The sequence below is a fragment of the Citrobacter sp. FP75 genome, assembly GCF_018342065.1.
Lineage (GTDB): Bacteria > Pseudomonadota > Gammaproteobacteria > Enterobacterales > Enterobacteriaceae > Citrobacter.
This window is the reverse complement of sequence record NZ_JAFDOE010000003.1, coordinates 375,555-399,196: the sequence shown is the minus strand read 5'-3', so window position 1 is coordinate 399,196 and position 23,642 is coordinate 375,555. Positions and strand designations below refer to the sequence as shown.

At 48.7% G+C, this 23,642-nt stretch carries 24 protein-coding genes and 1 pseudogene; 8 read left to right on the top strand and 17 right to left on the bottom strand.

The annotated features are described in order from the left end of the window. The first annotated feature begins 44 nt into the window (after positions 1 to 44). The 4 genes from JQ822_RS13165 to JQ822_RS13150 are packed head-to-tail and all read left to right on the top strand — an operon-like array spanning position 45 to position 3,601. Positions 45 to 239, top strand: coding sequence for a helix-turn-helix transcriptional regulator (locus JQ822_RS13165; protein WP_213133827.1), 195 nt, complete (start codon positions 45 to 47; stop codon positions 237 to 239). Between the two features lies 1 nt (position 240). Further along, entirely contained in the window at positions 241 to 456 is a 216-nt protein-coding gene (locus tag JQ822_RS13160; protein WP_213133826.1) for a helix-turn-helix transcriptional regulator, read from the top strand. Between the two features lie 56 nt (positions 457 to 512). Next, on the top strand, positions 513 to 875 hold the full coding sequence (locus tag JQ822_RS13155; RefSeq protein ID WP_213133825.1) for a hypothetical protein: 363 nt from the start codon (positions 513 to 515) through the stop codon (positions 873 to 875). Further along, positions 872 to 3,601, top strand: a complete 2,730-nt coding sequence (locus tag JQ822_RS13150) for a TOPRIM and DUF927 domain-containing protein (RefSeq protein WP_213133824.1) — start codon at positions 872 to 874, stop codon at positions 3,599 to 3,601. The genes JQ822_RS13155 and JQ822_RS13150 overlap by 4 nt, the downstream gene beginning before the upstream one ends. A gap of 550 nt (positions 3,602 to 4,151) precedes the next feature. On the opposite strand, the gene JQ822_RS13145 is transcribed toward JQ822_RS13150, so the two are convergent. Continuing rightward, positions 4,152 to 5,483: a hypothetical protein gene (locus JQ822_RS13145; protein WP_213133823.1), complete on the bottom strand. Its 1,332-nt coding sequence runs from the start codon at positions 5,481 to 5,483 to the stop codon at positions 4,152 to 4,154. Between the two features lie 814 nt (positions 5,484 to 6,297). Here JQ822_RS13145 and JQ822_RS13140 point away from each other — a divergent pair. The 3 genes and pseudogenes from JQ822_RS13140 to narP all read left to right on the top strand — a co-directional run. Further along, positions 6,298 to 6,420, top strand: a pseudogene (locus JQ822_RS13140) (DinI family protein); the annotation flags it as partial. Positions 6,421 to 6,665: 245 nt separating this feature from the next. Further along, a complete protein-coding gene (gene yibB, locus JQ822_RS13135) occupies positions 6,666 to 7,523 on the top strand; it encodes a protein YibB (protein WP_213133822.1) in 858 nt (285 codons plus the stop codon). A 432-nt stretch (positions 7,524 to 7,955) separates the two neighbouring features. After that, positions 7,956 to 8,603: a nitrate/nitrite response regulator protein NarP gene (narP, locus tag JQ822_RS13130; protein ID WP_213133821.1), complete on the top strand. Its 648-nt coding sequence runs from the start codon at positions 7,956 to 7,958 to the stop codon at positions 8,601 to 8,603. A 47-nt stretch (positions 8,604 to 8,650) separates the two neighbouring features. Here the strand turns inward: narP and JQ822_RS13125 are convergent, their stop codons facing one another. From JQ822_RS13125 to napF, 15 genes are all read right to left on the bottom strand, one after another. After that, the gene (locus JQ822_RS13125; RefSeq protein ID WP_213133820.1) at positions 8,651 to 9,700 is read right to left on the bottom strand and encodes a cytochrome c-type biogenesis protein CcmH; all 1,050 of its coding nucleotides are present in this window, start codon (positions 9,698 to 9,700) and stop codon (positions 8,651 to 8,653) included. Then, positions 9,697 to 10,254 carry a thiol:disulfide interchange protein DsbE gene (gene dsbE, locus JQ822_RS13120; RefSeq protein WP_213133819.1) on the bottom strand — a complete coding sequence of 186 codons (558 nt, stop codon included), beginning with the start codon at positions 10,252 to 10,254 and terminating at the stop codon, positions 9,697 to 9,699. The genes JQ822_RS13125 and dsbE overlap by 4 nt, the downstream gene beginning before the upstream one ends. Beyond that, complete coding sequence (locus JQ822_RS13115; protein ID WP_213133818.1) at positions 10,251 to 12,206, bottom strand: heme lyase CcmF/NrfE family subunit; 1,956 nt, start codon at positions 12,204 to 12,206, stop codon at positions 10,251 to 10,253. The genes dsbE and JQ822_RS13115 overlap by 4 nt, the downstream gene beginning before the upstream one ends. Next, positions 12,203 to 12,682 (bottom strand): cytochrome c maturation protein CcmE, encoded by a 480-nt coding sequence (ccmE, locus tag JQ822_RS13110; RefSeq protein ID WP_135321249.1) that lies wholly within the window; start codon positions 12,680 to 12,682, stop codon positions 12,203 to 12,205. The genes JQ822_RS13115 and ccmE overlap by 4 nt, the downstream gene beginning before the upstream one ends. After that, positions 12,679 to 12,891, bottom strand: a complete 213-nt coding sequence (ccmD, locus tag JQ822_RS13105) for a heme exporter protein CcmD (RefSeq protein WP_020996676.1) — start codon at positions 12,889 to 12,891, stop codon at positions 12,679 to 12,681. Before ccmD ends, ccmE begins: the two co-directional genes overlap by 4 nt. Continuing rightward, positions 12,888 to 13,625, bottom strand: a complete 738-nt coding sequence (locus JQ822_RS13100) for a heme ABC transporter permease (protein ID WP_213133817.1) — start codon at positions 13,623 to 13,625, stop codon at positions 12,888 to 12,890. Before JQ822_RS13100 ends, ccmD begins: the two co-directional genes overlap by 4 nt. An 87-nt stretch (positions 13,626 to 13,712) precedes the next feature. After that, complete coding sequence (gene ccmB, locus JQ822_RS13095) at positions 13,713 to 14,372, bottom strand: heme exporter protein CcmB (RefSeq protein WP_045445367.1); 660 nt, start codon at positions 14,370 to 14,372, stop codon at positions 13,713 to 13,715. Next, entirely contained in the window at positions 14,369 to 14,995 is a 627-nt protein-coding gene (gene ccmA, locus JQ822_RS13090; protein WP_342344244.1) for a cytochrome c biogenesis heme-transporting ATPase CcmA, read from the bottom strand. The genes ccmB and ccmA overlap by 4 nt, the downstream gene beginning before the upstream one ends. A 13-nt stretch (positions 14,996 to 15,008) precedes the next feature. Next, a complete protein-coding gene (napC, locus tag JQ822_RS13085) occupies positions 15,009 to 15,611 on the bottom strand; it encodes a cytochrome c-type protein NapC (RefSeq protein ID WP_096756434.1) in 603 nt (200 codons plus the stop codon). A 9-nt stretch (positions 15,612 to 15,620) separates the two neighbouring features. Then, positions 15,621 to 16,070 (bottom strand): nitrate reductase cytochrome c-type subunit, encoded by a 450-nt coding sequence (gene napB, locus JQ822_RS13080; RefSeq protein WP_135321246.1) that lies wholly within the window; start codon positions 16,068 to 16,070, stop codon positions 15,621 to 15,623. After that, entirely contained in the window at positions 16,067 to 16,930 is an 864-nt protein-coding gene (gene napH / locus JQ822_RS13075; protein WP_213133815.1) for a quinol dehydrogenase ferredoxin subunit NapH, read from the bottom strand. Before napH ends, napB begins: the two co-directional genes overlap by 4 nt. Beyond that, positions 16,917 to 17,612 carry a ferredoxin-type protein NapG gene (napG, locus tag JQ822_RS13070; RefSeq protein WP_213133814.1) on the bottom strand — a complete coding sequence of 232 codons (696 nt, stop codon included), beginning with the start codon at positions 17,610 to 17,612 and terminating at the stop codon, positions 16,917 to 16,919. The genes napH and napG overlap by 14 nt, the downstream gene beginning before the upstream one ends. A gap of 6 nt (positions 17,613 to 17,618) precedes the next feature. Next, the gene (gene napA / locus JQ822_RS13065; protein WP_213133813.1) at positions 17,619 to 20,105 is read right to left on the bottom strand and encodes a nitrate reductase catalytic subunit NapA; all 2,487 of its coding nucleotides are present in this window, start codon (positions 20,103 to 20,105) and stop codon (positions 17,619 to 17,621) included. Further along, the gene (napD, locus tag JQ822_RS13060) at positions 20,102 to 20,365 is read right to left on the bottom strand and encodes a chaperone NapD (protein ID WP_213133812.1); all 264 of its coding nucleotides are present in this window, start codon (positions 20,363 to 20,365) and stop codon (positions 20,102 to 20,104) included. Before napD ends, napA begins: the two co-directional genes overlap by 4 nt. Beyond that, positions 20,355 to 20,846, bottom strand: coding sequence for a ferredoxin-type protein NapF (gene napF, locus JQ822_RS13055; protein WP_213133811.1), 492 nt, complete (start codon positions 20,844 to 20,846; stop codon positions 20,355 to 20,357). Before napF ends, napD begins: the two co-directional genes overlap by 11 nt. A 415-nt stretch (positions 20,847 to 21,261) precedes the next feature. Here napF and eco point away from each other — a divergent pair, with 415 nt between their 5' ends. After that, positions 21,262 to 21,759, top strand: coding sequence for a serine protease inhibitor ecotin (eco, locus tag JQ822_RS13050; RefSeq protein ID WP_213134080.1), 498 nt, complete (start codon positions 21,262 to 21,264; stop codon positions 21,757 to 21,759). A gap of 48 nt (positions 21,760 to 21,807) precedes the next feature. On the opposite strand, the gene mqo is transcribed toward eco, so the two are convergent. Then, a complete protein-coding gene (gene mqo, locus JQ822_RS13045) occupies positions 21,808 to 23,469 on the bottom strand; it encodes a malate dehydrogenase (quinone) (RefSeq protein ID WP_213133810.1) in 1,662 nt (553 codons plus the stop codon). Positions 23,470 to 23,642: the final 173 nt, after the last annotated feature.

The window sequence follows — 23,642 nt, the reverse complement described above, 5'->3', positions numbered from 1 at the left end:
GCTTAAACTACGATTATCGATAGCAACCAATAGCAGGTAATCGTATGAAATCAGGGCATTATTTTTTCCCGCTTAGTGGCAATGTCCGTGCAAAGCATGTAGCACTGTATCTCGGTGTGCATGTAAGCACTGTATGGCGCTATGCCAAAACCGCTAGTTTTCCTAAGCCCTACAAACTTTCGAAAGGGGTAACCGTCTTTGATGCAAATTTAATTAGAAAATGGAACAGGAGAAAATAAAATGAACAACCCAACATGTAAAATTTTGCTTAAACCGGAAGTTAAAAATATACTTCGTTTAAAATCAGATAGCTCACTTCAGGAAATGATTAATGCTGGCGAATTTCCTTGTGGGTTCCGTATTGGACTGCGCCGTATCGGGTGGTTCGAAGATGAAGTTTTATTATGGTTAGAGCAGAGAGTATCAGAATCAAGAAAAAACAAAACCAAAAGATAAAATATAATTTCCAGAGTTCAAACCCACCTATAAAATATAATTAAAGAGGTATAATCATGACTTCAAACATGAAAAGTCAATTGTTATTAGAACTTAGAAAAAACAATGAACTGATGCGTAAATCACTACAGGAAAGTAGGTTGCAGGTAGGTAAGGAAACACATTCATACCATTATGCCAACGAAAATAAAATGATTGCAAAACACGTCTTAAATGGAAAGACAGAAAAAGAGTGGGCCAAAGAAAATAATATTAATTATAACATCAGAAAACATATAAACCTAAAACAGCTTAGTCATCTCTCATATCTACATGGTATAGACCGTAGATTAATAAGCGAAGATATCGAATACAAAGAACGAAATATTGCATTATCAAAACTATCAGAAGACTGGATGGAATTTTGGGAGGAAATATGAGAAATATAGATATCATTCGTATGGTAACTACTGCCGCAGCAGGTCAATGGCCTTTTATTCTTGCGGGATTGAATATTAATGTTCCACGTTCTCCTCGTGCACAAGTAGCATGCCCCGCATGTGGAGGGCATGATCGATTCCGTTTTGATGATGATGGGCGAGGTTCACATATCTGCAATCAGTGCGGGGCTGGTGATGGATTAGATTTGGTTAAAAAGACACTTAAAATGGAAACAGCACAGGCTGCTATGGCGGTTGCTAGTGTATTAAATATTGATTGTCAATTCCCTCTATCCACCAGCCAAAAGAAAAAACAAGAGATGGAATGCTTTCAGCGTAAGGAAGCATATCAAAAGAGAAAAATTGATGACATAAAACAACGACGTAAAGAGTTTATTCATCGCTATCATGATATGAGCAAAAAGGCGTTAGCTGGAGAATCAGACTATCTGAAATCAAAGGGTCTTGTTGGGTTTAATTATCCTATTATGTCTGATGGTTCCCTATTACTTTCATTAGTTAATGATTCTGATGTAGTGGTAGCAGCCCAAATAATCACTATCAATGGCGACAAGCGTTTGCTATCTGGTTCTGCAAAACGGGGAGCATTCCATGCAGTAAACAAACCTGAAACTACAGATATTATTATTATAGCTGAAGGGTTAGCAACAGCCCTCTCCGTTTATCTTATGCACCCGGAGGCGCTGACCATAGCGGCTATTGATGCAGGAAATCTGATCCACGTGGCACAAATAATGAGCCATAAATATCCAAACGCAAGGATCATCATTGCTGCGGATAATGATCAGCAAGAAGGACATCAAAACACTGGAAAAAATGCCGCAGAAAAAGCAGCATTATCAACACGTGGATGGATAGCTCTACCACCAGGGAATAGTAAAATGGACTGGAACGATTTCCATCAGCAATTTGGGATCGAAATCGCTACTACAGTATTTAACGAGTCCACATACCAGCCAGAAAAAAATGCACAAAAAAACATATCCTATACCGAAGTTGAAATGAAAAATTCTTCATCTAATGATCCGCTAAAAGCGCATATAGAAAACCGTAAAGATGGTGTTTTTTGGGTTACACCGAAAGTAGAGAAAGAAACAGGCGAGGTGATCAATAATGAAAACTGGCTTTCATCCCCTATTGAAATAATTGGGACTGGGCGAGATGACAAAGATCAGTATCTGATTCTTCGTTGGCACGCTTTTGGTGCCGCATCACTAACCACCTTTGCGATGCCTCTGGCAGATGTTGGTGAACGCGAAGGATGGCGAACTCTTAAAGCTGGTGGGGTAAATATAACAACGAAGAGCCACTTACGAGCAATCCTTGCAGATTGGCTACAGCGCAGCGGCACACAAGAATTATGGGCCATCTCACATACAACAGGCTGGCAAAATGGCGCATATATCATGCCAGATGGAGAGATCATTGGAACACCAGAAAAGCCTGTATTATTCAGTGGCAGAAGTTCAGCCGCAGCCGGATATACAATTAAGGGAACAACAAAAAGTTGGCAAGAGAACATTGCACGACTAGCCTATGGTAATTTCTCTATGATGACAGCTATAGCGGCTGCTCTATCAGCCCCTTTAATTGCTTTATCAGGCGCTGATGGTTTTGGGATTCATTTTTATGAACAATCCAGCGCAGGTAAAACAACTACAGCAAATGTAGCAAGCAGCTTATACGGAAATCCTGACTTATTACGCCTGACATGGTATGGAACCGCTTTAGGATTAGCAAATGAAGCAGCCTCTCACAATGACGCATTGATGCCACTAGATGAGGTAGGACAAGGAGCAGATCCGGTCAGTGTATCACAATCAGCATATTCATTATTTAATGGTGTAGGGAAATTACAAGGAGCGAAGGAAGGTGGTAACCGTGATTTAAAACGTTGGCGCACGGTAGCAATCAGTACCGGAGAGATAGATCTCGAAACGTTTATTTCTGCTACAGGACGCAAAACTAAAGCAGGACAGTTAGTAAGATTACTAAATATACCGCTAAGTAAAGCCGTAAATTTTCATGAACACCAGAATGGTAAGCAACATGCTGATGCCTTAAAAAATGCATACCAACACAATCATGGCACAGCAGGCCGTGAATGGATAAAATGGCTTGCTGATAATCAATCTTATGCAGTTGATATAATACGTCAATGCGAAATTCGTTGGCGTAATTTTATTCCCGTTGATTATGGCGAACAGGTACACCGCGTAGGTTCAAGGTTCGCCATTCTTGAAGCTGCATTGATTTTAAGTGAATTTATTACTGGTTGGAATATGCAAATATGTCAAGACGCTATACAGCATAGCTATGACTCTTGGCTAAAAGAATTTGGAACAGGCAATAAGGAATATCAGCAAATAATAGGACAATGCAGTGAGTTTCTTAATGCTTATGGCTTAAGTCGTTTTGCAACCATCCCCTATGATCCAAGAGATATGCCGATTAACAATCTTGCTGGATACAGAAAAAAAGGCATTAATGATACTGACCCAACGCTTTTTTACACTTTTCCTGCGACATTTGAAAAAGAGATGGCAAAAGGATTTAACTCAAGAACGTTTGCAGAAGTTCTTAAAAAAGTAGGAATGTTAACGCCGCCTTCCAGTGGAAGAGGATATCAGCGTAAGTCACCTCGTATTGATGGACGTCAATTAAATGTATACGTAATCCAACACTTACCGGAAGATTATATTTAATAAAAGTATGTCGGCTCAGTTAGTTCACTATGTTCATTATTCATGATAGCTTTATTTTCAATAAGTTATACTGATACAACAAGGTTGCATTGAGATAATAAGGAGTGAGAACGAACCAACTTATAACATGCAAATTTGGTTCATTAACAATACTACCAATGCAGTCAATAAACATATGAACTAATTTAACAGACTGAACTACACAGTTCCAAAGGCAAATATCAACTTATTCATCCCCAAAACTAACTGTTGCCAAGAAAAGGGCCAGAGTATCTTTACAACCACGGCTCTGCGCCCTCTCTTACAAGGTTACTTATTCAGTAAGTACCTTACATAAATGATTGTACATAGCAACAATGGAACTAAATTAAAAATTAATGCACATACTTGCACTATAATATCCTTCAGATTATATTTTATTATTCTATCATCCTAAAAATATAAACTTCTATTCTTGGGAAAATTAGAATGTAAAAACAGTAATCAGGGTAGTATTCTACAAATACTACGTCTTATACATTGCCTCACTATTAACGGCTTAAATTACATGCTAATTTGGCACGTCAGAGTTGGATATTGGAAATGATATTTTTTGTATTGTAAATCTGTACTCATACCCTCTCCCGGTACTCCATATCTCTTTCGTTGATGACACATTCCATCCATTTACAATCCATTCTCCTTCTTTATCATCGTTTATTTTTGACAAGATCGAATCAATTGATTTGTTTTTAATGGCCTTTTTTAATAACTCACTTGCTGCATTTCTATATAATTTCATCGACTCATTGAGTATTCCTCGCTCTGAATTGTTTATGTTAACCATAACCATCATTTTATTTACGCTATTTAATTCACCACTAACATAATATGCTATGTTATTGTTTTTTCCTTTTTTTGACATTATTTCATAATACACTGTACCACACATGTAGTCATCTGAATATTTAGTTGAAGGTTTGTATTCCGATGGTGGGTTAATAAATGAAAGTTCCCTAAGATAATAGCATGCTTCTTGTGGAAGTATTACACCTCCGTCGCCGTCTTGCCGTTGGACATTAATATCATTATCACTACCCCCCTTATTTATAACTGTCATATAGAAAAAACAGCATAAGATGATAGAAACAAAAAATATCACGAAGTTATTTGCTATAAAACCGCTTTCATCTTTCGATTCATTATATATTTTCACATTATCAATTTCTTTCTTTTGCATGCTATCTTTTTTAGTATCAGAAGTTACCAGCACCAACTTTAATTTAAAATATGCCGTATCGATGTCTTTTAGTATAGAGTCTGATATATTTGATTTTGTTTTCTTAAACAAACACATATCAATAAATGGGGTATGTACATCATTTATTGCAATTCTAATTTTTATTTCATTAATATTTTTTACTTGCGTAGTTTTCTGATTGACAGATGCTCCGATGATAGCACCAATCCCTCCAGCTAATATTCCTCCAACAATTACCCCCCCTATTGATGATCCTGGCTGATTTTTTATCGTAACAACTTCATCAACTATTAGCTCTATATTTAGAATATCATAAAACATATATTTTTTTAAAGAAATATTATTTTTATCTTGTTCTATTTTAACAAATGTGATTTCTTCGTTAGTTTTATCAATAATGAAACCATTAATTAAATATTGATCTATATAGAGAGATTCTTCTTTTTTTTGAATCTCTACATGATTTTCAATTATATTAAAAATCTCACTCCTATTTTTATATCGCTTAACTGTTTTTTTTGAAAAACAGATAATAAATGATATTATTGAAAAAAGCACTCCAACTATTTGGTTATTAATGGAAAATGAAGATGTTGCTATCATTAACATTGATAACACTAATACAAACCTTGCCACATTCATAACAACTCCAGTTATATAATCCTTATTACATATCTATAAGTCAATGGGTTTGAAAAATAACCCACCACTAATAAAATTAGGGCGGCATTTTTATAAAAAACTTAAAAAAAATATTAAACATTTAATAAGCGGTTAATTTTCGCACAAAACAAGAGTTATAAAATGAATAGTTCCAATATGTTACGATGAAAATCCCGATAACTATTGCAAAAAAGAGCAGATTGTTGTACGAACAGACCTTTTGATTCGAATATTTAACATCAGGTTGTTACGTTAGATGCACTGAGTAGAAGTTATGTAAATCATGCACCTGTTCTAAGTGAATAATCATATCTGATGCGATTTTAAGTTTGGGAAATTAAGTTTCATTAGATGGCTAAAATTCCGCATTTAAATATTGAGAAGAAAATGATTATAAATTTTAAGTGACCACGCTCTTAACCACACGATTTGCGAAGCACCGTTAATGGTCGTTGCTGATGGCTGATGGCTGATGGCTGATGGCTGATGGCTGATGGCTGATGGCTGATGGCTGATGGCTGATGGCTGATGCAGTTACTTTAAAAATATCTCATGTCTATACGCTCAATGAATTTACGTATTTTTTAATACTTGCTGATATCGGTTATGACTGCTTACATGTAATTTTTTGGGACTAGATTTGGGACTAAATATTGATAATATAATTATTAAAAACCATATAAAACAAAGAAATAAACACCAAATTCATACCCTCTCGTGCCAAAAAAACCAACCTTCTACGGTTGGTTTTTTTATGCCTGCTTTCTGAACGGGGAAGTAACGGGGAATTACTCCAGCGATCAACACAGATGCCAGCAAGCACGAGAAAAAGCAGATAAGCCGTACTGTTCAGGAAATGTTGAAGAGGCTGGTATGTAGTAATCCATGGTCATCACATTCGGGGATAAATAAATAACAAATAATATCGCAGTATATTATTTATCATATAATAATATGCCGTGATAACCTGTTATTCTGGATATTTTTTGAGACCCCCAAGAGTCCATAACTGCAATCCAGGCTTGGCATTTTAAATATCACATTATGCTTCCCGCTCTATGTTGATACTGATAGAATGCCGTGATGTGATACACTTCAAAAAAAATATAGTTTCAACAATTAATTAGTTATTGGATAAGTAAAAACACGGATTGCATAAAAATGAATTCATCTATTACCATCGTTACAGCATTTTTTGATATAGGGCGCGGAAGTTGGACGAGCAATAAAGGCTTCTCTCCACATTTAGAGAGAACATCTGACACCTATATTCAGTATTTTAAAAATCTGTCTGAACTCGATAATGATATGATCATCTTTACATCCAGCGATCTCAAACCAAAAATTGAAAAAATTAGAAATGGGAAGAGCACTATTGTAGTAGCTTTAGACATTAATAAAAAATTTCGACATATCAAAAAAAGAATTTCACAGATTCAAAAAGACGACGAATTCAGGAATAAGCTTGAAACTCGCCAGTTAAAAAATCCTGAATACTGGTCTTCAGACTACACGCTAGTTTGCAACCTAAAAGCATACTTTGTAAACAAAGCAATAGAGTTAAAGCTTGTGAATAGTGAAATGATCGCATGGGTTGATTTTGGCTACTGTCGCGATGCAGAGATAACGAGAGGATTGTCTCAATGGAGTTATCCATTTAACAAAAACAAAGTTAACCTATTCACAATTAAAAGAGGCTTGACCGTTAATACTATCCGTCAAGTTTTCGACCACATGATTAATAACCGCTCTTATATTATTGGTGGTGCAATTGTAGCAACGCAAAAAAAATGGAAGGAATTTTATAAGCTGGTTTGTCATTGTCAAATCGAAACACTTAAAAACAATATAGTTGATGACGACCAAGGTATTTTTATAATGTGTTACCATTACAACCCACAATTGATAAAGTTAAATTACCTCGGTAAGAACAGGTGGTTTAATTTATTTAAAGTATTTGGTAAAAAAGACTTCATTACTTCTTTAAGAAGATTAAAAGTCTCTCTGCTAGGAAAATAAGTTATCATTAAAGATGTAAACAATATCGAAACTGGTCAACACCATCATCGGTATTGTTTTATAGAATTCAGTTATTTGGTGAATTGAGAGTCAGGCCAGCTAATATTTTTAGGATCTCGGGGTTGATTCGCTTAAGCGTTACACGATACTTTTCCACGCAATAAGTGCGTGCGATTCAACTTCCGTTGCCATATCCAGATCAGCAGCATCCTGCTGGTGGCCCAGGACTGTTTAAGGCGATCATTCTCTTCCGTGTGCGGCAAGGTCTATACGCTTCAGCATCCCCTGCTAATACCACCGCCTCCTGCACAGGTTTTACTACTTACCCATGTACAAATTGGGGTAAAATTTATCCTCTCATCAGTGCGATGAATCTGGACGATTTATGCGCTGAAAACAATAATGATACTAATAAAAACTCAGGAGAAAAATATGCCTGAAGCAACGCCTTTTCGGGTGCTGATTGTTGACGACCACCCACTTATGCGGCGAGGAATTAGTCAATTATTGCAACTGGATAGCGCATTTGAGGTCATTGCCGAAGCCGGTGATGGCGCGAGTGCTATCGATCTGGCTAACCGGCTTGAACTGGATGTGATCCTGCTTGATCTCAATATGAAAGGATTGAGCGGGCTGGATACCCTGAATGCACTGCGTCGGGATGGCGTCACGGCACAAATTATCATTCTTACCGTGTCGGATTCCGCCAGCGATGTGTACGCCTTAATTGATGCTGGCGCTGACGGTTATTTGCTAAAAGACAGCGATCCGGAAGTTCTGCTGGAGGCCATTCGCAGTGGTGCCAAAGGTGGTAAAGCCTTCAGCGAACGCGTCAGCAACTATCTGCGAGAACGCGACCTGTTTGGCGCACAAGAAGATCCGTTCAGCATGCTTACCGAACGTGAACTGGATGTTTTACACGAACTGGCACAGGGACTGTCTAACAAACAGATCGCGTCAGTGCTGAATATTTCAGAACAAACGGTAAAGGTGCATATTCGCAATCTGCTGCGCAAACTCAATGTGCGCTCTCGCGTTGCCGCCACCATCCTGTTTTTGCAAACGCGCGGCTTGCAATAGCCGAAGAAATGCCCGATTCGCTGCTACTTACCGGGCATTTTTAGCACCTATTTTTCCTGCGGCGACAGCTGCTCCATCGCCTGTTTAATGCTGCGCTCAATCACCGACCGGCGGGTATCGTTGGCGGGTAATAATTTCAGCATCATCTCCCACGCGGCGACTGCTTCGCCAAAGCGCTGCTGCTCAAACGCATTAAACGCATACATACTCAGAACACGGACGTTGGCGTGATCGCTCCTGACCAGTTGGCTTAACAGCTCCCCTCCCCGACGGTTATCGTCCGGATCGGAGGAACGGGTCAACGCTTCCGCATAGCCCAGCGCGGCATCGCTATTTTTAGGATCCAGCCGGTAAGCGTTGGCGTAAGCTTCGGTCGCCGTGCTGGCGTTTCCTAATACCATGCCAATACGCCCGAGCATGATCCAACCTTCAACGTTGGCAGGGTCGGCCTGCAAACGTGTACGCAGACCCAGCGCCAGACGCGTCATGTCTTCTTCATTCAGCGGCTCAGCTTTCGGATCCAACGCGCGTTCCAGCAACGCCGGGGCTTGGGCGGTAGCCTGTTGCCAGACTTGCACCTGCTTATAATTACCGGTTTGGTAATAACTCACCGCACCTACCACCAGCGCAATCACTACGCCCGGAGCAAACAGCCACCATCCGCCCCGCGTGCCATCCGGCGTGATATCATCAGGAAATTCTTCCTGCTTAAGTCGAACGCGACGACGGGAGCGGGCAAAAATAATCCAGCCCCCCAGACCAATCGCTACCAGCGGCATCACCCACAGCAGCACGGTAAGCGGCGTCAATGGCGGATCGTAAGTGACGAAGTTGCCGTAGCGCGCCACCATGTAATCAACAATTTCTTTCTGGCTTTTTCCTTCCTGCATCAGTTCGTACACTTTCTGGCGCAGGTCGGTGGCAATCATCGAGTTAGAATCGGCAATGCTGTTGTTCTGGCACTTCGGGCAGCGCAACTGTTCGGTAAGCTGGCGGAACTGCTGCTCCTGCGCTTCGTCCTTAAACTGCATCACGTCGATAGTTGCCAGCGCCGAACCAGAGACAATCAGCATCAGCACGCCCAGTAAAAATCTCATTGCGCAGCCTCCTTACTGTACTTATCCCACAACGGTTTGATCTCGCTCTCCCACACCCTGGCGTTTAAATCACCGGCATGGCGATAGCGAATAATGCCTTTACCGTCGATCAGGAACGTTTCCGGCGCGCCGTATACCCCCAGATCCAAACCAAGCATCCCGTCGCCGTCAAACAAGCTCAGCGCATACGGATTGCCCAGCTCTTTTAGCCAGACGATGGCTTTCTGACGATCGTCTTTATAGTTCAGACCCACTACCCGAATTCCCTGCGCCGAAAGCTGGTTCAGATACTGATGTTCAGCGCGGCAGGTCGGACACCAGGTCGCCCAGACGTTAAGCAGTACCGGTTTACCCTGCGTCAGCACATCGGCCTGATAATGCTGCCCAGGGTTCTCCAGCGACTCCAGGCGGAATGTTGGCACCGGTTTACCGATCAACGCCGACTCCAGATTCGTTGGATCGTCTCCCTGCGCGTTACGCGCCAGCTGCCACAACAGCGCCGCCGCAATCACGAGAAAAATAACAAATGGAATTAACAGTGCATTGCGCTTCATACAGCCTCCGGCGCTTTTTCTTGCCCGGCAGCGCGGGGACGCGTGCGCTGGCGATAGCGCGGATCAAACAGGCAGAACAACCCGCCAAGCGCCATCAGTAACCCTCCGGCCCAAATCCAGCGAATAAACGGTTTGTAATACAGACGCACGGCCCATGCGCCGTTGTCCAGCTCCTCGCCCAACGCCGCGTACAGGTCACGCGTGAATCCGCCGTCAATAGCCGCTTCGGTCATCATTGAACTGGTACTGTTATAAAAGCGTTTTTCTGCATGCAGCGTCGCTTCCGGTTTACCGTCACGGGTGACGCCAATAATAGCAACGCCGCCACGATAGTTGGGTCCGGTGATATCTTTCACTTCGCGGAAAGTGAACTGATAATCATGAATGCCGACGCTATCGCCCGCCTTCATGCGCACATCACGCTCAACGCTGTAGTTCTGGCTAAAGGCAATACCGACAATGGTAACTGCCAGCCCCACGTGGCCCGATACCATGCCCCAGTAGCCTGGCGTCAGCTTCGTGCCGCGTGAAATGCGCAGGAATGCCTCAGACATGGCCAGCACAAATATCCAGCATGCCATCGCCATACCCACAACAGTCATGGCGGCAATGCGATCTTCAAACAGCCACGGCAGCAGCACAGACAGCACCAGCGTGGTGATAAACGCGATAATCAGCAACATTTTCAGTTTACGCGGTCGATCACGTCCCCAGCGGACCAGCGGCCCAATTCCCAACAGCAGCGCGAACGGCGCCATCAGCCAGGTGAACATGGTATTGAAGAACGGCTCGCCAATCGAAATACTGCCCAGCCCCAGCTGTTTGTGTACCAGCGGCAGCAACGTACCCAACAGTACCACCAGCATGGCGGCAATCAGCAGAACGTTATTCCCCAGCAGCAGCGATTCACGCGACCACAGTGCGTTATTGACCCGCGAGCGAACCTTATGCCCGCGTACCGCAAACAGCAGCAGAGAGCCGCCGATCACCAGCACCATAAAGGCGAGGATGAACATCCCACGCGACGGATCGGAAGCGAAGGCATGCACCGACACCAGCACACCCGAACGCACAAGGAACGTCCCCAATAAGCACAGCGAGAACGCGCAAATCGAGAGCAGCAGCGTCCAGGCCTTGAAACTGGCGCGTTGCTCAGTAACGGCCAGGGAGTGCATTAACGCCGTCCCCACCAGCCATGGCATAAACGACGCGTTCTCCACCGGATCCCAGAACCACCAGCCGCCCCAACCCAGCTCGTAGTAGGCCCAGGCAGAACCCAGCACAATACCCAGCGTCAGAAACACCCACGCCGCCAGCGTCCACGGACGCGAAAAACGGGCGAATGTGCTGTCCAGCCGTCCGCTCATCAGCGCGGCAATGGCAAATGCAAACGCCACGGAGAAACCGACATAGCCCATATACAGCAACGGTGGGTGGAAAATCAGCCCCGGATCCTGCAACAGCGGATTCAGGTCGCGCCCTTCAATAGGGAAGTTGGGCAGCGTGCGGGCAAACGGGTTGGAGGTAAACAGAATAAACAGCAGGAAGCCGACGCTGACCATCCCCATCACCGCCAGCACGCGGGCGACGATATCCAGCGGCATGCGCTGGCTAAACAGCGCCACGGCGAACGTCCAGCCGCTCATCAGCAGTACCCACAGCAGCAGCGAGCCCTCATGCGCCCCCCACGTGGCCGCCACGCGATACCAGACCGGAAGCTGGGTATTGGAGTTGCTGGCAACGTAGGTCACGGTAAAGTCATTGACCACAAAGGCGTTAATCAGGATCAGAAACGCGCCCATCACACAGATAAATAACAGCCAGGCGAATGGCCGCGCAGAGGCCATCATCCGCACATCGCCACGCGCTACGCCCCACAGCGGATAGACCGAGAGCAGTAATGCAACGCCGAGCGCCAGGCACAGTAGCCCATTGCCAATTTCAGGCATCATGACGCTTTATCCTTATAAACACTTTCCGGGCGACGGTGGTTTTCCTGCATCGCTTTTTCGACTTCCGGCGGGGTGTAATTTTCATCATGTTTGGCAAGAACTTCTTTGGCCTGTACATGATTACCCTCGTCCAGTTCCCCCTGAACAACAACCCCCTGCCCTTCGCGGAACAGATCCGGCAGGATGCCTTCATACGTCACATCCACCACGCCTTCGGCGTCGTAGATGCTAAAATTCACCTTCAGCGATTGCGGATCGCGCTTCACGCTGCCCGGCATAACCATGCCACCCACGCGCAGTCGTTGGCCGACTTCTGGCATCTGCTGGGTTTCACGTTTGCCGTAGAGTATTTCGCCCGGCGTATAGAACAAGTCGATATTGGAACGCAGCGCGTAAAGCACCAGCGTGATGGTCAATGCCAGGCCCGCCAGTACCGCACAGGCTATCCATAGCCGATTTTTACGTCGAATATTCACGCCGCCTCCCGTTGCACTTGCGCTGCACGCATACGCGCTTCTCTCGCTCGCTGCTGCGCCACGCCGCGTAAGATTGCGCGATGTTGTAACGCAGAATGTAGCACCAGCACCACCAGCGGGATAACGCTCATCGCCACAGCCAGCCAGACATACAAGGCGTAACCGCCCATCGCGAAAAAATCACTCCAGGATGCAAATGCAGGGGTCATTGGCGGCCTCTTTTTAAGATCAGTTCGCTCACCCACGGGCGGCGTTTTTCCATCAACAAAATCAGGTTACGCATGCGCATCAGCGTCAGCGTGACAAACAGCAACAGGTAGCCGACGATCGCCAGCCGCAGCGGCGCGCGCATTGCCGGATCGATGCTTTGCTGCATACGGGTCGAGCCCTGATGCAGCGTATTCCACCACTCTACCGAATAGTGAATAATCGGTAAGTTGACCACGCCAATCAGCACCAGAATACCGGCGGCACGCCCCGCCACGCGGCGGTCATCAAACGCATGCCACAGCGCGATCGCCCCGACGTAGAGAAACAGCAGCACCAGTTCAGAGGTGAGTCGGGCATCCCAGACCCACCAGGTCCCCCACATCGGTTTGCCCCATGCGGAACCCGTCACCAGCGCAATAAAGGTAAACACCGCACCAACGGGCGCCATCGCAGCCAGCGCCAGATTAGCCATTTTCATCTGCCAGACCAGGCCGATAAACGCGGCAACCGCCATCGAGGCATAAATCCCCATCGACCAGATTGCCGCTGGGACGTGCAGGTAGATGATGCGATAACTCTGCCCCTGCTGATAATCCGCAGGCGCGAAGCCAAAGCCCCAGATCCATCCCGTTGCCAGTATCACTGCGCTGGCAATTGCCAGCCACGGGATAAACCAGCCACAGATCTGATAGAGCCGTGGGGGCATCGCCAGTTGATGAAGTATTTTCCACATAGTTCAGTCACCAGACTCAGTAAATTAATAAAATCCGTTTTGCCAGCGGGCGGCTTCGCCTCGTCCGGCCTACAAGTCGTACTCGCGCTACTGCACACTAATGCGCAACGCTGCTGCCGTCGCAAAGGGGCTTAACGTCGCACTCCCGACCAACAGCGCGCCCAGAATCGCCATATAGCCTTCAACGGGTAGGTGCATTGAGGCAGCATCCATCGCGGCGGTGGCAAAAATCAGAAGCGGAATCGTGAGCGGCAGCACCAGCACGCTCAACAGCACGCCGCCACGCTTTAAGCCCACCGTTAATCCCACGCCCGGCGCCCCCAGAAAACCCAGCGTCGGTGTACCGAGCAGCAACGTCAGCGCCATAATTTGCCAACCGTACATATCCATGCCTAGTAGCAACGCCACCAGCGGTGAGAGGATAAGCAGCGGTAAACCGGTCACCACCCAGTGCGCCATCACCTTCGCCAGCACCACCGCCGGTAACGGCAGCGGCAGTAGCATCAGCTGTTCAAGGCTCCCATCCTGCAGATCGTCACGGAATAAGCGTTCCAGCGCCAGCAATGACGCCAGCAATGCCGCCACCCAGATAATACCCGGCGCTATTCGCGCCAGCAGTTGCGGCTCTGGGCCAATGCTCAGCGGGAATAACGTAATGACAATCAGGAAGAACCATAACGGATTAGCGATCTCTGCACTATGACGAAACGCAACCCGCAGTTCTAAACGGAAAATTCGCCACATCATTGCGCTGTCCTCTCGCGGGTCAGCGCGATGCGCCGCACTTTATCTGTCTCTACATTGAGAGGCTGGTGAGTCGTCAGAATAACAATGCCGCCCTGTTCCGTATGCTGCGCCATACGTTGGGTGAGGCGCTCAACGCCATTGACGTCAATCGCGGTGAAGGGTTCATCGAGGATCCACAATCGGGCACGGGTCAGCCACAGGCGAGCCAGCGCCACACGACGCTGCTGTCCAGCGGAAAGCTGATTTACCGGGATGTCTTCATATCCGGCAAGGCCTGCCTGCGCCAGTGCCGCCAGACACTGTGCAATATCGCCGTCATGATGAAAGAAACGCAGATTCTCCAACGCCGAAAGCCGGGTTTTTATCCCCGGCTGATGTCCGATCCACAGCAGTTCCTGATGGAAATTGTCCCGCACCTGATGCAGCGGTTGACCGTGCCAGAGAACGTCTCCGGCATCAGGACGAGCCAGCCCGGTAAGCAACCGCAGCAAGGTGGTTTTCCCCGCGCCGTTACTGCCGGTAATTTGCACCCACTCCCCCGCGTCTACGCGAAACGAGAGCTCGCTGAACAGTATTCTGTCATCCCGCTCGCAGAGCAGTTCTCTGGCCTCAAGCATCCTGATTATTTACATCCTGTTAAAAGCCTGGCTTAACTTCACGCATATCAGGCAGTTTGTGTGCTATCCCTTTATGACAGTCAATACAGGTTTGCCCCTCTTTCACAGCCTGGTCGTGCATTTTGGCCGCAACGCCTTTCTGGGCGGTTAAATCCATAAACTCGAAGTTGTGGCAGTTACGACACTCTTGCGAATTATTGTCTTTCATACGCCGCCATTCATTTTGCGCCATCGTCAGACGGTGGTCTTCAAATTTCTGCGGTGTATCTATTAACCCCAGTGCTTTCGCGTACAGCTCTTTGCTGGCCTTGATCTTACGGATCATTTTCGGGCCCCACTCGTGCGGGACGTGGCAATCAGGGCAAGTTGCTCGCACACCACTGCGGTTGTTGTAGTGTACGGTTTCCATGTATTCCTGGTATACCGTGTTGCGCATTTCGTGACAGCTAATGCAGAACTCTTCAGTATTGGCCTTTTCCATACCGGTATTAAAGCCGCCCCAGAAAATAATGCCGCCCACAAAGCCGATTAACAACAGCGTGCCGAGCGCCAGACGGCTGGGGCGACGCCACCATTGCCAGACGCGCTTAATCCAGCCTGGTTTACGGTTAGAATTTTCCATAATGACCTCTTATTTCCCGTAACCTTTCGAGGGGGTGAAGGTATTTTCGACAATCGGTGCGGCGTCAGCTTGCGGGACATGGCACTGCAGGCAGAAATAGCGACGCGGCGCGACTTCCGCCAGTACTTTACCGTCGCTGTCCATAAAGTGCGTCGGGCTGATACGCGGCGCGCCGGTGGTGCGATAGCTTTCAACGCCGTGACACTGCAGGCAGCGGTTGGTGTTGGTAGTTACCTGGTAACCGTCGACGCTGTGCGGGACCATCGGCGGCTGATTCACATAGTTCAGCGGCATACGCTCCTGCTCTTTCGGCATGCGAATTGCCCCTTCCTGCGTCCCCGAAACTTCCGGCGACTGGCTCAGATCCACTCCGTTTGCAGCCCAAACTGCCCCACTCACTACCAGGGCCAGCGCGGCCGTCATTTGACTCAGCGCTTTAATCAGGTCATGGCTTTTCATGATTTCGCTCCCGAACTCCATCGTGTTGTTATTGTAAAAACATCCTCAGAACAGACATCCACACAGCGACCGCAGGCCATGCAATCGCGACTGGTTACCTGCACCGGGCTTTGCTCATCCAGCACCGGGGCACGTAGCACATGCGGTTCCGGGCAAACATGAAAACAATCCATACAGCGGTTACATCTCTCGCGTTCTTTCGCCGAAACGGTTAGCGCCCCTTTACTTCCCAACACGCTGTATAGCGCGCCAAGTGGGCAAAGGTGCCCGCACCAGCCATGCTCAACGACCAGTAAATCAAATAAAAACAGTGCAAGAATCAGCAGTATGCCGCTGCCGAATCCCAACACCAGGCTACGTCCCAGCAGAGAGACCGGGTTTATCCATTCCCACAGCAGCGTACCGGTCAGGGCAGAACCAACCAGGATAACCACCAGCAGGACGTAACGTATATGGCGCGGGATGGTCGCGGACTGATTCAAGTCAAACCTTCTGCGCAGCCAGCTGGCTAAATCGGTGACCGGGTTCATCGGACAAACCCAACTGCAAAACAGTCGTTTACCCGCCAGGGCATACAGCCCCGTAATGATGGCGGCCCCGATTAACGCCACGGTCGCAGGCAGATGCCCGCTGGCGAGGCTTTGCAGGGTGATGAGCGGATCGGTGAACGGAATGGTATCCAGCAACAGGCTGCTGCTGTAATTGCCATGCAGGACCCACACCCCGAGCCACGGGCCGCTAAGGAACATCGCCAACACCAGAAACTGGGTCAGACGACGCAGCACCAGCCAACGGTGACTCCGCCACCAGCCTTTTTTCGCCCGTGCTTCACGCCCGGCATCACGTTTACGATTTGCCATTGTTCCCCTCCAGCCAACCGAAGCGGTAATGGTGTCCCAACTCCCCTTTTGCCAGCGACAACGGCAGCACTTTTATCGCCGGTTGTTCCAGTACACAGACTTTTTCGCATTTCCCACAACCGGTACAGGCATCGCTGTGCACGGTCGGAATGAACCGCGCGTGCTTGCCGGTACGCATGTTGCGGTCCAGTTCCAGGGTGATAGCCTCATCTATCTTCGGGCACTCGCGATAGCAGACGTCGCAGCGTAGCCCCTGATAGTTGAGGCAGTTCTCGTGATCCAGCAGTACTGCCAGCCCCATGCGTGAATCGTCTATGGATGCAATTTCCCTGTCCAACGCACCGCTGGGGCAGACTTTGGCGCACGGAATGTCCTCACACATCTCGCAGGGAATATCGCGAGCGACAAAATACGGCGTACCGGCCGCCAGCCCGGAGGCCAGCGTCGCCAGTTTCAGCGTGTCATACGGGCAAGCCTGAACGCACTGTCCACAACGCACGCAGGCGCTGGCAAATGCGTCCTCACTCAATGCCCCTGGCGGGCGCAACCGCACGCCGGTTGCACGTGCGGTTTGCTGTTGCAACCCCAGCGCCACGCCAACGGCAGCCAGCCCGCCCGCCGCGCGAACCATATCGCGCAGAAAGCGGCGGCGGCCATTTTGGGGTTTTGCTGACCGGGACATAACGCGTTACACCTTCGCCAGCTTCACGGCGCACTTCTTGAAATCCGTCTCTTTAGAGAGCGGATCCGTCGCATCCAGCGTCAGGTTGTTCACCAGCTGTGCAGCGTCGAAGAACGGCATATACACCAGCCCCTGCGGCGGACGGTTACGACCGCGCGTTTCAACAATCGAAATCACTTCGCCACGGCGGGAAACCACTTTCACCTTGTCTCCACGACGCAGATCGCGCGCTTTTGCATCCAGCGGATGGATAAACAGTACCGCTTCCGGGAAGGCGCGGTGCAGTTCAGGCACGCGGCGCGTCATGCTGCCGGTATGCCAGTGCTCCAGCACACGTCCGGTAGACAGCCACAGGTCGTATTCTTTATCTGGCGCTTCGGCGGCAGGTTCAAATGGCAGCGCGAAGATGACCGCTTTACCGTCTGGCTTACCGTAGAACTTGTAGCTTTCACCCGCTTTCACGTAAGGATCGTTGCCTTCGCTGTAGCGCCACTGGGTCTCTTTACCGTCGACCACCGGCCAGCGTAAACCGCGCGCTTTGTGGTAATCGTCGAATGGCGCAAGGTCGTGCCCGTGACCGCGGCCAAACCAGGCGTACTCTTCGAACAGCCCTTTTTGCAGATAGAAACCCAGCTCGCGGGATTCATCGTTCAGCTGATCTTCAGCCAGTTCAGCCACTGGGAATTTGGTCACTGCTGGCGTGGCAAACAGGACGTCATACAGCGTTTTGCCACGCAGTTCCGGTTTCTGTGCCAGCAGCTCTTCCGGCCACACTTCCTCGGTTTTGAAACGACGGGAGAACTGCACCAACTGCCACAGATCCGATTTTGATTCGCCCGGCGCTTTAATCTGCTGACGCCAGAACTGTGTACGGCGTTCCGCGTTACCGTAGGCGCCTTCTTTCTCTACCCACATTGAGGTCGGCAGGATCAGATCGGCCGACAGGGCGCTGATCGTCGGGTACGGATCGGAGACGATGATGAAGTTGCGCGGATCGCGCCAGCCCGGCATACGCTCTTCGTTAATGTTCGGACCGGCCTGCATGTTGTTGGTACACATCGCCCAGTAGACATTGAGCTTGCCATCTTTCAGCGCACGGTCCTGCGCCACGGCGTGCAGGCCGACTTTAGCCGGAATGGTCCCCGCCGGAATATTCCAGTGCTTCTCGCAGATATCGCGGTGTTTTTCGTTCGTTACCACCATGTCCGCAGGCAGACGGTGTGAGAACGTACCAACTTCACGCGCAGTACCACAAGCGGATGGCTGACCGGTCAGAGAGAACGGTCCACAGCCTGGCTGAGAGATTTTGCCGGTCAGCAGGTGCAGGTTATAGACCAGGTTGTTGGCCCACACGCCGCGGGTATGTTGGTTGAAGCCCATCGTCCAGTAGGAGATGACTTTCTTCTTCGGATCGGCATACAGCTGCGCCAGCTGTTCCAGCTGATCTTTCGGTACGCCGGTCATTTCGGCGGTTTTATCCAGCGTATATTCCGCGACAAACGCTTTGTATTCTTCGAAGCTAATCGGCTCAGAAGCATCGGAACCTGGGTTTTTCGCTGCTTTTTCCAGCGGATGCGTTGGGCGTAAGCCGTAGCCAATGTCCGTCGCGCCTTTGCGCAGATTGACGTGCTTGCTGAAGAAATCCTGGTTTATCGCATTGTTTTGAATAATGTAGTTGGCGATGTAGTTAAGGATCACCAGATCGCTTTGCGGCGTAAAGACCATGCCGTTATCTGCCAGCTCAAAGCTACGATGCTGGAAGGTAGACAGCACCGCGACGTTGACGTTGGGATCGGACAGACGGCGGTTGGTGATGCGCGACCACAGGATTGGGTGCATCTCTGCCATATTCGCGCCCCACAGCACGAAAGCATCCGCATGCTCGATATCGTCATAGCAGCCCATCGGCTCATCCATACCGAAGGTACGCATAAAGCCCACCACCGCCGACGCCATGCAGTGACGCGCATTCGGGTCGATATTATTAGTACGGAAACCGGCTTTGAACAGCTTCGCTGCGGCGTAGCCTTCCCAGATGGTCCACTGGCCGGAACCAAACATGCCGATGGCATCGGGTCCTTTCTCTTTCAGTGACGTTTTGAATTTTTCTTCCATCACATCAAAAGCCTGGTCCCAGCTAATTGGGGTGAACTCGCCTTCTTTGTGATATTTGCCATCTTTCATGCGCAGCATCGGCTGCGTTAAACGGTCTTTTCCGTACATGATTTTCGGCAGGAAATAACCTTTAATGCAGTTAAGGCCACGGTTAACCGGCGCATCCGGATCGCCCTGACATGCCACAACACGCCCTTGCTGGGTACCGACTAATACGCCACAACCGGTACCGCAAAAACGGCACGGTGCTTTGTCCCATTTGATGGCCTCTTGCTGACCGACTACCGCGCGGGCAACGCCCGGCACGCTTAACCCGGCAGCCGCCGCAGCGGCCGCAACGGCGTTAGCTTTCATAAAGCTACGACGACTGAGTTTCATGGTGTTTCCTCACCTTGCTCATCCTGCTGGTGATAAACCAGCGACACCGCCAGCACGCCCACAACGTTGCGCACTGACTCAATTGTTTTCATTAGCGTTTCACTGTGCTCTGCTTCTACCACCACGATCAGTTGTCCGCTCTCCACATCACTCAGTGCAACTTCGCAACCTGGAAACGAACGTAACTGCGTGGCGATATCGTTGATGTGCTGACTTTTGGCCTGAACGACCAGGCTGCAAACCTGCCAGTTAGTGTCCATGGTTGTACTCCGCATTAATGGCTGATACCGGACAAGTGGCGACGCACGCACCGCATCCGTTACAGGCTTGATTGTCGAGCTGTGGCTGATAAATACCGGACAGCGTGGGGCGAAAGGCAATGGCCATGGGTTCACAGCTATCCTGACAGCGATGGCACTCAACAGACTGATTTGCGAGGCAGTGTTCACCGATCGTAAAATTCAGATCCCAGGCCCTGGTGTGGCGCGGAAGAAAGAGTGATTCGGGGCAGGCTTGCGCGCAGGCGTAACAAAAGCTGCACTCGCCGTGTTTGAAATTTACGCTCGGATAACCACCCTGGCCTCGCTGCAGGATGTCTGTTTCACACGCCTGGACGCAGGCGTCACAACGAAGGCAATGAGCCAGAAAATGTGATTCTTCCTTACTCCACGGCGGACGGATCCCGTTGCCGGCGTTACGCCAGCTACCTGTCAACATGCCTCGACGGGATAAATCAACCATGACATTGCCCTTCCATAAATGACGCTCTCCCTGAGCGGGTTGAACGACAATCAAAAACCGCACTATTTATGAGTAGTTATTTTTAACAGTAAGATATTTCAGGATGTGTTAGAGGTGCATACCCCAATTGGGGTAAATGCTGTTGCCGGATCAAAAGAGTGTGGAGTTGGGAGAAAAAAACACGATTTTGCTCACATTTCAATGAGTTATATATTCACTTATATAACGATCACACACGAAAGAGAATAATCTTAAAAATAAGATAAATCTTGGAACATATCACTACATGAAGCTGAAACCATTGACTAACACACTTAAAATATAAGTAAACTTAGATTAATAGCTGACATGAATATGTTAACCTGCCCCAAACACGTTCAGAAGACAGAAGAAAGGAAATACTGTGAACAATAAGATGAAGACCATCGTCCCTGCCGTCCTGTTAGCTGCCTTTGCCAGCACCTCTGCGTGGGCAGCAACCAGTGATACCAACGCTCAGCCACTGGAAAAAGTCGCCCCTTATCCTAAAGCGGAAAAAGGGATGAAACGCCAGGTTATCCAGCTTACCCCTGAGAAAGATGAATCTACTCTAAAGGTAGAACTGCTGATCGGCCAAACGCTGGAAGTTGACTGCAACCAGCATCGCCTTGGCGGCGAGCTGGACAGCAAAACGCTGGAAGGTTGGGGTTATGACTACTACGTATTTGACAAAGTCACTTCTCCGGTTTCAACCATGATGGCCTGCCCGGACGGTAAGAAAGAGAAGAAATTCATCACCGCTCATCTGGGTGACGACGGAATGCTGCGTTACAACAGTAAATTACCGATTGTGGTCTACACCCCGGAAAACGTAGAAGTGAAATACCGTATCTGGAAAGCAGACGAGAACGTACAGAACGCGGTCGTACGTTAATTGAAGAATGCCCGATGGCAGCATTTGTGCCGCCATCAGGCATTTTGTTTACAGTGCGATATCCGCAACCGCTTTCTGCTCTGGCTGCGCTTGAGCCTGAGGTTTTAACTGCGGTTGAGGTGTTTCGTCAGCCGCCCGCGGCTTGTCGTATTTTAGGCCCAGAACGCCACTGGTGTACTGCAGCTCTTGTTCCGTGGCCTCAACGTTGCCATTCAGCTTCGTGCCATAGGATGGAATAATCGTTTTCAACTTCGCCTGCCACTCCGGACTGGCAACTTTATCTTTAAACACTTTTTCCATCAGATGCAGCATGATCGGTGCCGCGGTTGACGCACCCGGTGACGCGCCCAGCAGCGCAGCAATCGTACCGTCTTTATCGCTAACCACCTCGGTGCCCAGGCGCAGCACGCCGCCCTTCTCTTCATCACTTTTGATGATCTGTACGCGCTGGCCCGCCTGCCACAAACGCCAGTCTTCTTTCTTCGCCTGCGGGTAGTACTCCTGCAGCGCAGCAAAGCGGTCGTCGTCACTGAGCATGACCTGGCTTACTAGGTATTTCACCAGATCGAAGTTATCCAGACCCACGTTGACCATCGGCATAAAGTTCGAGGTGGTGGTCGAGCTCAGCAGATCCCACAATGAACCGTTTTTCAGGAACTTGGTGGAGAATGTCGCAAATGGCCCAAACAGCACCACGCGTTTGCCATCGAGAATACGGGTATCAATGTGCGGTACGGACATCGGCGGCGCACCGACGGAGGCCTGACCGTAGACTTTCGCCAGATGGCGATTCACCACATCCGGGTTTTCCGCGACCAGGAACTGCCCGCCAACCGGGAATCCGGCGTAGCCTTTCGCTTCCGGGATATCGGTTTCCTGCAACAGCTTCAGGGCTGCGCCACCGGCACCAATAAAGACAAACTTCGCCTTAATGTCGTGTTCCGCTTCGTTGTTTTTCAGGTCGGCAACCGTGACCGTCCAGCTGTTATCCGCATTGCGTTTAAAACCACGTACTTCAGTACTGAGTTGCAGCGCAAAATTGGGCTTTTTCTGTAACGATGCGATCAGCTGGCGCGTAATTTCGCCGTAGTTGACGTCAGTACCAATCTCGGTACGCGTAGCCGCCACTTTCTGGTTTGGATCGCGCCCCTCCATCACCAGCGGTGCCCACTCTTTGATCTGTGCGTGATCTTCGGAATAGCGCATGCCACGGAACAGGGAGCTCTGCTGCAGGGCTTTATAACGTGCGCGCAGGAAGTTGACGTTCTCATCACCCCAGACGAAGCTCATATGTGGCACGGTAGTGATAAATGAACGCGGGTCATGCATCACGTCGTTGTTGACCTGATAGGCCCAAAACTGACGGGAAATCTGGAAGGCTTCGTTTATTTCGACGGCCTTTTCAATGCTGACGGTACCGTCAGCTTTTTTAGGCGTGTAGTTCAGTTCCATCAGCGCGGAGTGGCCGGTGCCGGCGTTGTTCCAGCCGTTTGAACTCTCCTCGGCAACGCCATCCAGTCGCTCAACCATGGTCATTGACCATTGTGGTTCCAGCTCCTGTAAATAGGTGCCTAACGTGGCGCTCATGATGCCGCCGCCAATCAACAGTACATCCGTTTCCTGCTCTTCCACCGCTTTCGCTTTTGCCGTCATAGAGACAACATTCAGCCCCAGGGCCATGGTGAAGAGCACGGCAGTCACTTTTTTCATAATGTTAATGCCTTACTTTTAGTATCGCTTTTGCTTTTAGTGCAGGTGAAAATCGAACGGTGTCACGGTAACACTTAAGTAAAAATAATTAAATATTGTTTATAAATTATATTTAAATTTTAAAAATGTTATTAATAAGTTGATTCTTTATACGGTTATTGACAATCATTACT